The sequence below is a fragment of the Azospirillum humicireducens genome (assembly GCF_001639105.2).
Taxonomy (GTDB): domain Bacteria; phylum Pseudomonadota; class Alphaproteobacteria; order Azospirillales; family Azospirillaceae; genus Azospirillum; species Azospirillum humicireducens.
In genome coordinates, this window is record NZ_CP028903.1 from 848430 (window position 1) to 862715 (window position 14286).

15 protein-coding genes are annotated in these 14286 nt (G+C 67.2%); 5 read left to right on the forward strand and 10 right to left on the reverse strand.

What is annotated here, in order from left to right:
- Positions 1-25 precede the first annotated feature (25 nt).
- Both puuE and uraD read left to right on the forward strand, forming a co-directional pair.
- On the forward strand, positions 26-955 hold the full coding sequence (gene puuE / locus A6A40_RS21510; protein ID WP_108547879.1) for an allantoinase PuuE: 930 nt from the start codon (positions 26-28) through the stop codon (positions 953-955).
- Positions 956-966: 11 nt separating this feature from the next.
- Positions 967-1479: a 2-oxo-4-hydroxy-4-carboxy-5-ureidoimidazoline decarboxylase gene (gene uraD, locus A6A40_RS21515; protein ID WP_108547880.1), complete on the forward strand. Its 513-nt coding sequence runs from the start codon at positions 967-969 to the stop codon at positions 1477-1479.
- A gap of 69 nt (positions 1480-1548) precedes the next feature.
- Here the strand turns inward: uraD and A6A40_RS21520 are convergent, their stop codons facing one another.
- From A6A40_RS21520 to oxlT, 7 genes are all read right to left on the reverse strand, one after another.
- Positions 1549-2943 carry an NAD(P)(+) transhydrogenase (Re/Si-specific) subunit beta gene (locus A6A40_RS21520; protein ID WP_108547881.1) on the reverse strand — a complete coding sequence of 465 codons (1395 nt, stop codon included), beginning with the start codon at positions 2941-2943 and terminating at the stop codon, positions 1549-1551.
- Between the two features lie 4 nt (positions 2944-2947).
- On the reverse strand, positions 2948-3367 hold the full coding sequence (locus A6A40_RS21525; protein WP_042704241.1) for an NAD(P) transhydrogenase subunit alpha part 2: 420 nt from the start codon (positions 3365-3367) through the stop codon (positions 2948-2950).
- A gap of 13 nt (positions 3368-3380) precedes the next feature.
- Positions 3381-4565: a Re/Si-specific NAD(P)(+) transhydrogenase subunit alpha gene (locus tag A6A40_RS21530; protein ID WP_108547882.1), complete on the reverse strand. Its 1185-nt coding sequence runs from the start codon at positions 4563-4565 to the stop codon at positions 3381-3383.
- A 205-nt stretch (positions 4566-4770) separates the two neighbouring features.
- Complete coding sequence (locus A6A40_RS21535; protein ID WP_108547883.1) at positions 4771-5244, reverse strand: CBS domain-containing protein; 474 nt, start codon at positions 5242-5244, stop codon at positions 4771-4773.
- A 70-nt stretch (positions 5245-5314) separates the two neighbouring features.
- Positions 5315-6346: a 2-dehydropantoate 2-reductase gene (locus A6A40_RS21540; protein WP_108547884.1), complete on the reverse strand. Its 1032-nt coding sequence runs from the start codon at positions 6344-6346 to the stop codon at positions 5315-5317.
- Between the two features lie 226 nt (positions 6347-6572).
- Positions 6573-7316, reverse strand: a complete 744-nt coding sequence (locus A6A40_RS21545) for a sulfite exporter TauE/SafE family protein (protein ID WP_108547885.1) — start codon at positions 7314-7316, stop codon at positions 6573-6575.
- A 252-nt stretch (positions 7317-7568) separates the two neighbouring features.
- Entirely contained in the window at positions 7569-8873 is a 1305-nt protein-coding gene (gene oxlT / locus A6A40_RS21550) for an oxalate/formate MFS antiporter (protein WP_108547886.1), read from the reverse strand.
- Between the two features lie 451 nt (positions 8874-9324).
- Between oxlT and A6A40_RS21555 the strand changes: the two genes are divergently transcribed.
- The gene (locus tag A6A40_RS21555) at positions 9325-9768 is read left to right on the forward strand and encodes a GNAT family N-acetyltransferase (protein ID WP_108547887.1); all 444 of its coding nucleotides are present in this window, start codon (positions 9325-9327) and stop codon (positions 9766-9768) included.
- Positions 9769-9854: 86 nt separating this feature from the next.
- Here the strand turns inward: A6A40_RS21555 and A6A40_RS21560 are convergent, their stop codons facing one another.
- Complete coding sequence (locus tag A6A40_RS21560; RefSeq protein ID WP_236783935.1) at positions 9855-10070, reverse strand: hypothetical protein; 216 nt, start codon at positions 10068-10070, stop codon at positions 9855-9857.
- Between the two features lie 368 nt (positions 10071-10438).
- On the opposite strand from A6A40_RS21560, the gene A6A40_RS21565 reads away from it, so the two are divergent.
- Both A6A40_RS21565 and A6A40_RS21570 read left to right on the forward strand, forming a co-directional pair.
- Positions 10439-10894, forward strand: a complete 456-nt coding sequence (locus tag A6A40_RS21565; RefSeq protein ID WP_108547889.1) for a CBS domain-containing protein — start codon at positions 10439-10441, stop codon at positions 10892-10894.
- Positions 10895-10979: 85 nt separating this feature from the next.
- A complete protein-coding gene (locus tag A6A40_RS21570) occupies positions 10980-11909 on the forward strand; it encodes a histone deacetylase family protein (protein WP_108547890.1) in 930 nt (309 codons plus the stop codon).
- Positions 11910-11943: 34 nt separating this feature from the next.
- Here A6A40_RS21570 and A6A40_RS21575 read toward each other — a convergent pair whose 3' ends face one another.
- Positions 11944-13644 carry a pyruvate, phosphate dikinase gene (locus A6A40_RS21575; RefSeq protein ID WP_236783936.1) on the reverse strand — a complete coding sequence of 567 codons (1701 nt, stop codon included), beginning with the start codon at positions 13642-13644 and terminating at the stop codon, positions 11944-11946.
- An 8-nt stretch (positions 13645-13652) separates the two neighbouring features.
- Entirely contained in the window at positions 13653-14234 is a 582-nt protein-coding gene (locus A6A40_RS31605) for an NAD(P)-binding domain-containing protein (protein ID WP_158279331.1), read from the reverse strand.
- Between the last annotated feature and the right edge of the window lie 52 nt (positions 14235-14286).

The following is a 14286-nucleotide window of genomic DNA, read 5'->3' on the forward strand; positions in this document are numbered from 1 at the left end:
ACCGCAGCGTGAAGGCGAGACGACGATGACCGACACCGCCCATCCCCAGGGCTATCCCCGCGACATGATCGGCTATGGCGCCACCCCGCCGCAGGCCAACTGGCCGGGCGGCGCCCGCGTGGCGGTGCAGTTCGTCATCAATTACGAGGAGGGCGGCGAGAACTGCGTTCTCCACGGCGATGCGGCGTCGGAAGCCTTCCTGTCGGAGATCGTCGGCGCCCAGCCGATCCCCGGCGCTCGGCACATGAACATGGAGTCGATCTACGAATACGGCTCCCGCGCCGGCTTCTGGCGGCTGCACCGGATGTTCACCGAGCGCAACCTGCCGGTCACCGTCTATGGCGTCGCCATGGCGCTGGAGCGCAATCCCGAGGTGGTCGCCGCCATGAAGGCCGCCGGCTGGGAGATCGCCACCCATGGCTGGCGCTGGATCGACTACCAGCATCTGCCGGCGGAGGTGGAGCACGAGCACATGCTGCGCGCCATCGAGCTCCACACCCGCGTCACCGGGGAACGGCCGCTCGGCTGGTATCTCGGGCGGTGCAGCCCCAACACCTGGCGTCTGGTCGCCGAGGAGGGCGGCTTCGTCTACAACGCTGACTCTTACGCCGACGACCTGCCCTATTGGGACGACAGCCATGGCCGGCCGCAGCTGATCGTGCCCTACACGCTCGACGCCAACGACATGCGTTTCGCAACCAACCAGGGCTTCAACAGCGGCGACCAGTTCTTCGCCTATCTGAAGGACAGCTTCGACACGCTCTATGCCGAGGGCGAGACGGCACCGAAGATGCTGTCCATCGGCCTGCATTGCCGTCTGGTCGGGCGTCCCGGCCGAGCCGCGTCGCTGGCCCGTTTCCTCGACTATGTGCGCAGCCATGACAAGGCGTGGGTGGCGACCCGGCTCGACATCGCCCGCCACTGGATCGCCGAACACCCCTACACCGCGACGTGAGAGCGCAGCAGATGCCCTATAGCATTGACGATCTGAACCGGATGGACCGCGCCGCCTTCGTCGCGGCGCTGGGCGCGGTGTTCGAGGACAGCCCCTGGGTGGCGGACGCCGCCTGGGAGCAGCGACCCTTCGCCGATGCCACCGCCTTGCGCGCGGCGATGACCGGCATCGTGCGCGCGGCGGGGACGGAGCGGCAGCGCGCCCTGATCCTGTCCCACCCCGACCTCGCCGACCGCGCCAGCCGCCCGGCCAACCTGACCGCCTTCTCGCAGACCGAACAGGCGAAAGCGGGCCTGAACGAGTTGACGAACGCGGAGGCCCAGGAACAACGCGACCTGAACCGCGCCTATCGCGAGCGCTTCGGCTTCCCCTTCATCATGGCGGTGCGCTTCAGCAGCAAGCAGGAGATCCTGGCGGCGATGCGCGAGCGCGTGGCGAACGAGCCGGATGTGGAGTTTGGCCGGGCGCTGGAGGAGATCTACAAGATCGCCGGGTTCCGGCTGGACGATCTGGTTAAGGGATAACACCCACTCCAAAACAGAAAAGCGCGCCGCCCCAACCGGAGCGGCGCGCTTTTTCCGTCGACGTGTCCGTTACGCTTCCATCGCCTTGACGACCTCTTCGGTGACCTTCTTGGCGTCGCCGAACAGCATCATGGTGTTGGGGCGGAAGAACAGCTCGTTCTCGACGCCGGCGTAGCCGGCGGCCATGCCGCGCTTGATGAAGAACACCGTCTTGGCCTTCTCCACGTCGAGGATCGGCATGCCGTAGATGGCGCTGGTCGGGTCGGTCTTGGCCGCCGGGTTGGTCACGTCGTTGGCACCGATGACGAAGGCCACATCCGCGGTGCCGAAGTCGCGGTTGATGTCCTCCAGCTCGAACACCTCGTCGTACGGCACGTTGGCCTCGGCCAGCAGCACGTTCATGTGACCGGGCATGCGGCCCGCCACCGGGTGGATGGCGTACTTCACGTCCACGCCCTCATGCTTCAGCGCATCGGACATCTCGCGCAGCGCATGCTGGGCCTGGGCCACCGCCATGCCGTAGCCCGGCACCACGATCACCGACTGGGCGTTCTTCATGATGTAGGCCGCATCCTCCGCCGAGCCGGCCTTGACCGAGCCCTGCGGACCCTTGGCACCGGCCGCGGCCCCCGCCGCCTCGCCGCCGAAGCCGCCGAGGATGACGTTGAAGATCGAGCGGTTCATGCCCTTGCACATGATGTAGGACAGGATCGCGCCCGAGGAGCCCACCAGTGCGCCGGTGATGATCAGCAGGTTGTTCTGCAGGGTGAAGCCGATGCCGCAGGCCGCCCAGCCGGAGTAGCTGTTCAGCATCGAGATGACGACCGGCATGTCGGCGCCGCCGATCGGCAGGATCAGCAGGAAGCCCAGCGCCAGCGCCACGACGACGATCAGCCACATCGCGACATCGGCGTTCGACTGCACCAGCCAGCCGATCAGGATGACGGTCAGCACGCCGAGCGCCGCGTTCAGCGGATGCTGCATCGGGAAGACCAGCGGCTTGCCGGTGACCAGACCCTGGAGCTTGGCGAAGGCGACGATGGAACCGGTGAAGGTGATGGCACCGACCGCGGTGCCGAGCGCCATTTCAATCAGCGAGCCCTTGGCGATGGCGCCGCGGACGCCGATGCCGTAGGCCTCCGGCGAGTAGAAGGCGGCGAGCGCCACGAAGACGGCGGCCAGACCGACCAGCGAGTGGAAGGCGGCGACCAGCTGGGGCAGCGCCGTCATCTCGATCTTCTTGGCCACCACATAGCCGATGGCGCCGCCGATGGCGATGCCGAGCACGATCATCCAATAGGACTGGACGATGGGCGAGGCCAGCGTGGTCAGGATGGCGATGGTCATGCCGACCATGCCGTAGATGTTGCCCTGGCGCGAGGTCTCCGGGCTGGAGAGCCCGCGCAGCGCCATGATGAAGCAGATCGAGGCGACGAGATAGAGAAGGGCGGACAAGGTTTCCATGGTCTTACTTGCCCTTCTTCTTGAACATGGAGAGCATGCGCTGGGTCACGAGGAAGCCGCCGAAGATGTTGACGGAGGCCAGGATGACGGCGAGGAAGCCCAGGACCTTGGAGAAGCCGAAGCCGGCCGGGCCGGCGGCGACCAGCGCGCCGACGATGATGACCGACGACACGGCGTTGGTGACGGCCATCAGCGGCGAATGCAGGGCCGGAGTGACGCGCCAGACGACGTAATAGCCGACGAAGCAGGCCAGCACGAGCACCGTCAGGCCGGTGACGAAGAAGCTGCCATGGCTGGCCGCCTCGGTGACGGGGACCGGCGACAGCTGCGCCACCTGCACGGCCAGCGCATCGACCTGATTGGTCAGCGCCGCCAGGGTCTGGCGGAACGCGGCGATGTTGCTTGCGGGATCCGGGTGTTCCATGGGATCCGCCTCCTCACGCGGGTTGCGCTTCGCGGGCGTCCGCGAAGGCAGGATGCACGATGGCGCCGTCGCGGGTCAGCGCGATGGCCTTGACGATCTCGTCGTCCCAGTTGACGGCGACGCCGGTGTCTTTCCCGTGCAGCGACGTCAGCAGTGCCAGCAGGTTCTTGGCATAGAGCAGCGAGGCGCTCTCGGCGATGCGGCTGGCGTAGTTGGCATGGCCGACGATCTTCACGCCGTTGGCCGTGGTCACCACCTCGCCCAGCTTGGCGCCCTCGACGTTGCCGCCCTGCTCCACCGCCAGATCGACGATCACCGAGCCCGGCTTCATCGACGCCACATGCTCCGCCGTCACCAGGATCGGCGCCTTGCGGCCGGGGATCAGCGCGGTGGTGATGACGAGATCCTGCTTCTTGATGTGCTCGGCGACCAGGGCCGCCTGCTGGCGCTTGTAGTCGTCGGACATCTCCTTGGCGTAGCCGCCGGCGGTCTCGGCCTGCTTGAACTCCTCGTTCTCGACGGCGACGAAGCTGCCGCCCAGTGACTGGACCTGCTCCTTCACCGCCGGGCGCACGTCGGTGGCCGAGACGATGGCGCCGAGGCGCTTGGCGGTGGCGATGGCCTGGAGGCCGGCGACGCCGACGCCCATGATGAAGGCTCTCGCCGGCGGAACGGTGCCGGCGGCGGTCATCATCATCGGGAAGGCGCGGCCATACTCGCTGGCGGCATCGACGACGGCCTTGTAGCCGGCGAGGTTGGCCTGCGAGGACAGCACGTCCATGACCTGGGCGCGGGTGATGCGCGGCATGAACTCCATGGCGAAGGCGTTCACGCCGGCATCGGCATAGGCCTTCACATGGTCGCGGCTGTTGTAGGGGTTGAGGATGGCGAACAGCAGCGCGCCCTTGCGGATAAGCGCCAGCTCGTCCTCACCGCCTTCGCCCTTTTCAATTTCTTGGGCGATCAGCGGACGCTGCACCTTCAGCACGATGTCGGCATCGGCCAGCGCCGAGGCCGCATCGGCGGCGATGGCGGCCCCCGCCGCCTCAAAGGCCGAATCGGTGATGCTGGAACCGAGGCCGGCCCCGCTCTCCACCACCACGTCCAGCCCGAGGGTTTTGAGTTTCTTGACGGTTTCGGGAGACGCGGCGACGCGGCGCTCGCCCGGACGGCGCTCCCTGGGTATGGCGATCTTCATGTCGTTTGCTTTCGAAGGCCGGCGCCGGCAGCAGGCATGGGGCAGCGGACGGAGGGGCGGCGGCCATGGCCCGCCCACGTCGGTCCACCCGCATCCGGTTCATGGCCGGGGATGCGCCGAAGCGGCGAAATTCACAAAATGGCACTGTCGGGCGGGAAAGGCCGCGCGGCCGGCGACGGAACCCCGCCGGCCACTTGCGCACCGCTTACTGGTTGGCGACGACGGGAAAGTCCCAGCTGTCCGACCCGGCGGCGGCGACCGGCGCGAGGCCGTCGGCCCGCATGTCTTCCAGCTGCTGGCGGATCAGGTCGCGGACGCTGACGACACCGACCAGGGTCGATCCCTCCAGCACCGGGACATGGCGGATGCCGTGCTCGTCCATCAGGCTCAGCACATGGCGCACCGGATCGGACGGGCTGCAGCAATAGGGATCGCGCGTCATCAGCGCCGACACCGCCTGTTCCAGGATGCCCGGCCCGCGGTCGACCAGCGCGCGGACCACGTCGCGTTCGGAAATGACGCCGACCACCGTGTTGCCCTCGGTGCGGCAGACGTCCTTGACCACCAGCGCCCCGGTGTTCTCCGCCTTCATCAGACGCAGTGCGGTGGCGACGGTTTCGTTGATGCGCACCATGCCGATGCGCGTGCCCTTCTTGCGGAGAATGTCCTCGACCTTCATGACGGTCCTCCCCATTCAATATGGCCGGCCCGGCATTCGGGATCCGCGCCGGCCGTGCCACCTGCGTTGCTTACTGGGCAGCCGCCACTTCCCGGGCAGATGCCGGAACCGCCGTGGCCTGCGGCCTGCTGTAGCAGCCGGCGGTCTCCCCGCGCTGCTTCACCAAGGCCAGCACCACGTCGATGGTCGGGGTCGGCACGCCGACCATGCGGCCCATTTCCTGGACCACCGACAGAAGCGGGTCGATTTCCATCGGCCGTCCGCGCTCCAGGTCCTGCAGCATGGAGGTCTTGTGGGCACCGACCGCCGCAGCGCCGTTGATACGGCGTTCGACATCGACGCGGAAATGGACGCCCAGCCGGTCGCCGATCTCCTTGGCCTCCAGCATCATCGCCTTGGCGACGGCGCGGGTCTCGGCATCGCCGCAGATGACCTCCAGCGTGCCGTGGGTCAGGGCGCTGATCGGGTTGAAGCACAGGTTGCCCCACAGCTTCAGCCAAATCTCGTCGCGGATGCGGTCCAGCACGGGGGCGCGCAGGCCGCCGGCCTCCATCGCCTTGGACAGGGCGACGACGCGGTCGGACTTCGACCCGTCAGGCTCACCCAGCGAGAACTTGTCGCCATAGACATGCTGGATGACGCCGGGCTCCACCACCTCGGTCGCCGGATAGACGACGCAGCCGATGGCGCGCTGCGGCCCCAGCCCGTTCCACTGAACCGCACCGGGATCGACCGTCTCCAGCGTACGGCCGTCGAACTCGCCGCCGGTGCCATGGAAGTACCAATAGGGGATGCCGTTGACCGCAGTGACGACGGCGGTGTCGTCACCGAGCAGCGGCTGCATCGCGGGGACGACGCCGGGGACGGAATGGGCCTTCAGCGCAATGATGACGTAGTCTTGCGGGCCGAGTTCGGCCGGGTTGTCGGTGCAGCGGGGATGGACGACGGTCTTCTCCTCCCCCATCAGCAGGGTGACGCCGTTCTCGCGCATCGCCGCCAGATGCGCACCGCGCGCCACCAGACTGACTTCGGCACCCGCCTGGTGCAGGCGAACGCCGAGATAGCCGCCGATGGCCCCGGATCCGTAGATGCAGATCTTCATGCCGGATTCCCCTCTCCCCCGATTTCGCTTTTCGAATGCTGTGGGGCTGGACGACGCCAGCCTGCCCACACCGGCCGCATCCATCGGCTGACCGGTTGCTATTGCAGCGGCATTCAACAGTCTGTCGCGCAAACTGTGCTTGGAGTTTGGTATACCACATACCGTATGTCAATGCGGAATGTGGGGGCACCGGAGAGAATGCGGCACCGGCATTTCTCCGACCGGATCAGGCTCCCTTCGCAAAGAAGTGCAGGGTCAGAGCCGTTCCGATGAGGACGACCAGTGTCTTCAGACTCCTCTGATCGACCCGCTTCGCACCCATGGCGCCGGCATAGCCGCCGGCAACCGCCGCCACCGCCATGGCACTGGTCTCTGGCCACGACACCGCTCCGGCGACGATGAAGGCGCCGACCGCAGCCGCATTCATCAGCATCGCCAGCAGCAGCCGCAGCCCGTTCATGGCGTGGATGTCGCGCAGTCCGAACAGGGTCAGCGCCGCCAGCATCAGAAAGCCGATGCCACCGCCGAAATAGCCGCCATAGATCGAGATGCCGAACTGCACGACCAGAACGCTCCGCCCACCCAGCCGCAGCCGCGACACGATCCATGGCGCATAAGCTCCCACGGCGAAGACGGCAGTCGCGAACAGCAGCAACCAGGGCACGAAGCGCGCGAACACCGCGTTCGGCGTCAACAGAAGCAGCAGGGCGCCGGTCAGCCCGCCGACGAGGCTGATGGCTGCGAAGACCGGCACATTCACCTGACCGCCGGCCGCGATCTCGCGCCTGTAGGCCCAACTGCTGGCCGCCTGCCCCGGAAACAGCGCCACGGTGCTGGAGGCATTGGCGGCCACCGGCGGCACGCCGGCGAACAGCAGGGCCGGAAAGGTGATGAAGGCGCCGCCTCCGGCAACGGCGTTCAGCGCACCCGACGCAAAGGCGGCCAGCATCAGGACGGCGAGACTCATCATGATCGATCCTCCCCTTTCGATCCGTATTGACCGGCATTTCCGTATTCTGTATACAGAATATCAATCTTGGAAGCAGGCTTTCGCCGGGATGCCGGAGTCCGGCGGGTTTGCACAAAGCCGGTCTCAGAACGCGACAAACCGACACCGGAGCCAATGCGGTGGCTCCGGTGCCGGTTCGTTTCGCGGCAGGGTTGCATCCCGGCGGTCAGACGACCGCTATCTCCTTTCCCGGCCAGCCGGGGTCTTCCCCCTTCAGTCGGCGCCCTCGGTCACCAGCTTGCCCATCGGCTGAGGGGTGTCCTCGGCGATCTGGCGGGCGCGCATCGGCTTCAGGACGAACAGGGCCATGAAGGCGGCGATGGCGTTGACCGCGGCGGCGAAGAAGAACACCGTCTGCCAGCTGCCGGTGGAGGCCACGATCACGTTGGCGAAGGGAACCACCAGCGACGCCGTCCCTTTGGCGGTGTAGAGCAGGCCGGCATTGGTCGTCGCGAACTTCGAACCGAAGCTGTCGGCGCAGCAGGACGGGAACAGGCTGTAGATCTCGCCCCAGGCGAAGAACACCAGACCGGTCAGGACGACGAAGGCGACCGGGTGTTGACCCCACTGGTTCAGCGCCAGGATGCCGACGGCCTCGATGGCGAAGGCGACGAACATGGTGTTCTCGCGGCCGATATGGTCGGACACCCAGCCAAAGAAGGGACGGGTCACGCCGTTCAGAACCCGGTCGATGGTCAACGCGAAGGTCAGCGCCGGCAAGGTCAGGCCCATGATGCTGACCGGCATGCCATCGAGATGGAAGTCCTTGGCGATGGGACCGAGCTGGGCGGTGGCCATCAGACCGCCGGCGGCGACCATGACGAACATCAGGTACATCACCCAGAAGACCGGCGACTTCAGCGTCTCCTGCGGGGTGTAATTGCGGCGGCTCTGCACGATGTTGGACTTGGTCTTCGGCAGCAGGGCCGGGTCTGCTTCCCTCAGGAACCAGGCCAGCACGAAGACGACCAAGCCTTGGCCGAGGCCGAAGACCAGGAAGGTCTGCTCGAAGCCCGAGGTTTCGATCATGGTGGCGATCGGCACGACGGTGAGGGCGGAGCCGGCGCCGAAGCCGGCGGCGGTCAGGCCGGCGGCGAGGCCGCGACGGTCGGGAAACCACTTCAGGGCGTTGCCGACGCAGGTGCCATAGACGCCGCCGGCGCCGATACCGCCGATGGCCGCACCCAGATAGAGCAGCGCCAGCGAGTCGGCGACCGAGTTGATGACCCAGGCCAGCGCGCACAGCACGCCGCCGATCAGAACGACGATGCGGGGTCCAAATTTATCAACGAACCAACCTTCGACGGGAACCAGCCAGGTTTCGGTCACGACGAAGATGGTGAAGGCGACCTGGATGGCGGCACGACCCCAGTGATACTTTTCTTCGATGGGGTTGACGAACAGCGTCCAGCCATATTGCAGGTTGGCGATCATCGACATGCAGATCACGCCGATGACCAACTGCATCCAGCGGCCGCCGAGCGGTGCGCCCTGCGCCTCCGAATTCGTATGCTGCATCTATCTATCTCCTCCTAGGAAGCGGTCTTTTGCCGGTTCGGGCGTCGCTTCTGTTTTGATGCTTGAGCGTCTTGTTTGATGCTTCAGAGATTTGACGCGGTTCTTTGCTGTCGGTGGTCGTGCGGCGAGGATGCGGCCTCGGGGCACTCCACGGTTCTTCGGGGGCGGTTTATGCCCCCGCCAGACCGATGCGGTCCTGGGACGGTCTGGAATTATCAATATGGTATACCAGATGCCGAGCAGCAGACAAGCAGTCAGTGGGGCGCACCAACTGTTTCCGCGCCCCGCATTTGCGGCAGCAGCCATGCAGCTTTGGAATGCTGATTTTCCGTTACGCGGAAAGCAGTGCCGGCTGCCTTTGGGCGGCGGATTTGTTGGCATATGGTATGCCAGCGCCGGTGACACGGAGGCCTGTCCCGGCAGAACCAATATTGATAAGGAGTCGACCGCCATGGACCAGCAGCAGACCATCGAGATCGCCGTGGCGCGGGACGATGCCGATATCGCCGCCAGCTACCCGATCATGAAGGAGTTGCGGACCCATATGACCGACGCCGACGCCTACCGCGCACAGATCCGCCGGCAGATGGACGACGGCTACAACCTCGCCCTGTTGCGGATCGACGGCGAGATCGCCGGCTGCGGCGGCTTCCGCGTGCATGAGACGCTGTCGCGCGGCCGCTACATGTATGTCGAGGATCTGGTGACCAGCGCAGCCAAGCGCTCCTACGGTCTGGGCGACAAGCTGTTCGACTGGCTGGCCAACGAGGCGCGGGAACGCGGCTGCGCCCAGATGGAGATCATCTCCGGCATCCAGCGCGGCGAGGCCCACCGCTTCTATCATCGCAAGCGGATGACCATCAAAAGCTTCCAACTGGTGCTGCCGCTCGCCTGAGCGACACGCTGCGGACAACAAAAAAAGACGGCCTGCGGAGGCCGTCTTTTCGTGATGCCGGTGCTGCGGACAGGGAAATGCGGCGCTCAGAACGCGCGCGGGAAGCTGGCCCAGGCCGGACCGGGCGGCAGTTCGTCTTCCTGCTCCTTCAGGTCGGCGGCGGTCGGGTTGGCAAGGCGAAGAGGCGCGGCGGAAAAATCGCGCTGCGACTTGCCGGCATTGGCCACCTGCATCGACAGGATGTGATGGACGGTGCCGCCGAAGACGGACAGCACAAGCGCCAGAACCAGGATTTCCAACATGTTCATCGCTCCGGTGTCTCGGTGGGGTGTTTTTTCCGAACGGCTTCGGCTTGGCTGGATTTTATGACGCGCCGCAAAAATTGGATCAAGTTTTTTGGTATACAAGGTACAAGATGCCGGACATGCACGCATCGCATGCCGCACTCTATTTGCATGCATAACAAACATACCGTGCAGCCAACATTTGCGCTCTGATGCCTTCGTACAATGAGCCGAACAGCGTGAGCGACGATGAGGTCCGCCGCCACCTGATTGGCCGACAAAATTGTTTGATTGGCGTACTGTATTTGGTATACCATATTTACAGCATGATGCCGGACCGCGCACCCCGCCGCTCCCTCATCCGTTCAGCCGCCAGGAGCCACGCCATGAATGTCGAACATATCCTGCGCACCAAGGAATCCCGCGTCGTCGCCGTGCGGACCAGCGCCACGGTCGCCGAAGCCATCCGCCTGATGAAGGCGGAGAATATCAGCGCCCTGATCGTCAAGGACGTCTGCCGCACCGAAGGCAACACGCTGGCCGGCGTCCTGTCTGAACGCGACATCGTCCATGCGCTGCTGGACCGGGGCAGCCCGCTGCTGTCCATGCCGGTGTCGCAATTGATGACCCGCCAGCCCGTGACCTGCGCCCCGTCCGACAGCGTCCGGCAGGCGCTGCAGCTGATGGACCAGCACCACATCCGGCATCTTCCGGTACTGGAGGACGGCCATCTGGTCGGCGTCGTCAGCGCCCGCGACTTCACCCGCCTGCAGTTGCAGGAGTTGGAAGGTACCGTCGCCGCGTCGCCGGAGCCGACGGCAGGCACCGCCTACGCCCATTGATCCACCGCCCCGCCACCCGCCCAGAACCTGGCGCCGCCCAAGCCCCTGAGGCCGGCGGCGCCTTTCCCATGGGAGAAGCCCGCCCGTGACGACCCTGATCTTCACCCATCACGATTGCTTCGCCCACGACACCGGCCCAGGCCATCCGGAAGGCCCCGAGCGGCTGGCCGTCGTCTGGCAGGTGCTCGACCGGCCGGAGTTCCGCGACCTGGAGCGGCGCTCCGCCCCCGAGGCCGATGTGGAACAATTGTCGCGCGTCCACGACCGCCAATATGTCGAAGCGGTTCTGGCGGCGGTTCCCGAAGACGGATATTGCCGATTGGACGGCGACACGCTGCTGTCGCCGGGCTCGCGCGGGGCGATCCTGCGCGCGGCGGGGTCGGTGTGCGCGGCGGTCGATGCGGTCCTGGCCGGTGAGGCGACGAACGCCTTCTGCGCCGTGCGCCCCTGCGGCCACCATGCCGAACCGGCGCGCGCCATGGGATTCTGCGTCTTCAACAACATCGCGGTCGGAGCGGAGCATGCCCGCAAGACACACGGGCTGACGCGCGTCGCCGTCGTCGACTTCGACGTCCACCACGGCAACGGCACCCAGGCGATGTTCGCCGACGACCCCGACCTGTTCTTCGCCTCGACCCACCAGTCACCGCTCTATCCCGGCACCGGCAATTCGTGGGAGCGCGGGGTGGACGGCAACATCCTGAACCTGCCGCTGGAACCTTACAGCGGGTCCGTCGAGTTCCGCCAGGCGGTGGAACGCGCGATCCTGCCGGCGCTGGAGGCCTTCCGGCCCGAACTGCTGCTGATCTCCGCCGGTTTCGACGCGCACACGCGCGACCCGCTGGCACAACTCGGCCTTGCGACCGAAGATTTCGAGTGGGTGACCCGCAAGCTGGTCGACGTCGCCGACCGGGTTTGCGGCGGACGGGTCGTTTCAGCGCTGGAGGGCGGCTATGATGCGACCGGTCTGGCGGAGGGCTGTGCGGCGCATCTGACGGCGCTGAGGCGGGCGTAAAGCGAGGCGGGCTGGCATGGGCGGCGGATTCTCCTCAATCCGCCGCGAACTCCACCCCACAGCCGCGCGCCCATTCCAGCAGGCGCGCGACGGCACCATCCGGTTCCGGCCGCTGCAAGGGGGCCGCCCCCAGCACCACAGCCCCGTTGCCGCCGTCGATGGTCAGCAGGTCGCCGGTACGGACCGTCACCTCGCCCACCTGCATCGTCCCCGCCTCGACATCGATCCGCAGGGCGCGGGCGCCGCAGACGCAAGGGCGGCCCATGCCGCGGGCAACGGTGGCGGCGTGGCTGGTGAAGCCGCCGCGCGCGGTGACGACCCCCGCGGCGGCCTGCATGCCGTGGATGTCCTCCGGCGAGGTTTCCGGCCGGCACAGCACCACCGGCGCGCCGCCGCGGGCCAGTCGAATGGCGTCCTCGGTCGTGAAGGCGGCGCGTCCGGTCACCGCGCCGGGTGAGGCCGGCAGTCCCATGGCAAGCGCGCCGGCCAGCGCCCCGGGCGCCAGCGTGGGGCGCAGCAGCTCGTCCAGCGTCTGTGGATCGACGCGGCTCACCGCCTCGTCCCGGCTGATGATCCCCTCCTCGGCCATGTCGACGGCGATGCGCACGGCGGCATCCGACGACCGCTTGCCGCTGCGGGACTGCAGGATGAACAGGCGTCCGGACTCGACGGTGAACTCGATGTCCTGCATGTCGGCGAAGGCGCGCTCCAGCCGCTCCGCCACCGCGCACAGCTCGGCGAAGACCGCCGGCTGCCGGCGCTCCATCGACCGGTCCGGCTGCGGCTGGGCCGCGCTGAGCGGATCGGGATCGCGGGTGCCTGACACCACGTCCTCCCCTTGCGCATTGGCCAGGAACTCGCCGCACAGGCCGGGGGCGCCGGTGGACGGATCGCGGGTGAACAGCACGCCGGTGCCGGACTCCTGCCCGCGGTTGCCGAACACCATCGCCTGCACCGTCACCGCCGTGCCCATATCCTCCGGAATGCCGTGCAGGGTGCGGAAGGCGACGGCCCGCGGATTCATCCAGGAGCGGAAGACCGCCGCCACGGCCATGCGCAGCTGTTCCGCCGGATCCTGCGGGAAAGGCCGGCCGCAGCGCGTCTCGACCAGCTGCAGGAAACGCGGCAGCAGGCTCCGCCAGTCCTCCGCCGTCAGGTCGCCGTCGCGCTGGATCCCCCGCTCCTCCTTGTGCTCCTCCAGCAGCTCCTCGAAACGATGGCCGGACACGCCCATGACGACGCAGCCGAAGGACTGGACCAGCCGGCGATAGCAGTCATGGGCGAAGCGCGCGTCCCCAGAGGCCGCCGCCAGCCCCGCCACCGTGCGGTCGTTGAGCCCCAGATTCAGGATGCTGTCCATCATGCCTGGCATCGACACCGCCGCACCGGAGCGGACCGACAGCAGAAGCGGCCGGCCGGAATCGCCGAAGCGCCCGCCCGCCCGGTCCTCCAACGATGCGATCGCCTCGTCGATGGCAGCGCACAGGGCGGCCGGAAGCGGATCCCCGGCGGCCAACCCCTGCCCGGCTTCTGCCGCGATGACGAAGCCCGGCGGCACCGGAATGCCGAGCCCGGCCATCTCAACCAGCCGCGCGCCCTTGTTGCCCAGGCGATCCACGTCCGCCCTTCGGGAAAGCCCCGAACCGAAGGGGACGATCACCTCCGGCTGGTCCGCGCAGTGCGGCACGGCGATGGCCGGGGTGGGAAGACGGATGGAGGCGATATCGGACATCATGGCTGTGGTCATCCCGCGCTCAACGCACAATCGGCCTCGTCGAAGGCCATCAGGCGCAGCAGCCGGTGCAGCCCATCCGGGTCGTCGCCGGTCCTGCCGGCGCTCCGGTCCGCGCTGCGCGCCAGACGGGCCCGCTGCCCAGCCCCCGGACCACCGGCCCGCTCGACTGTGGAGGTAAACACCCGCAGCAGCGAGTCCGCCCACGCGCAGGCCGCATCGCTGCCGCCAAGGTCGATCCTGTACCCCGCCGCCCCGCCGCTGACCGGCGCATCGACCAGTTGCCCGCCCAGTTCCGCGATGCGGGCGGCATTGGCCGCAGCAGACGCGGGCGGCAGGGCGGACAGGTCGATCAGCAGCCCACCGCCGCACAGACCTGCGGCAAGCCCGTCTTCGGCGAACAGCGCCCTGTCCACGGCGCGGGCATCGGGCAACAGCAGCATCACGGCGTCGCACCGCTCGGCAAGCGCGCGGAGCGGCCGGCCACCATGGGTGTGGAGATAGGGATGGCGATGGAGCCGGTGCCCCACCTCCCGCAGCCTGTCCATGATCGCATCGGCCACCTCCCCACCCCCGATGAACCCGATATCCATTCCGCGATCCTCCCGCTTCCTCCCGAACGCCCTATTGGACGGCAGTGTGTCG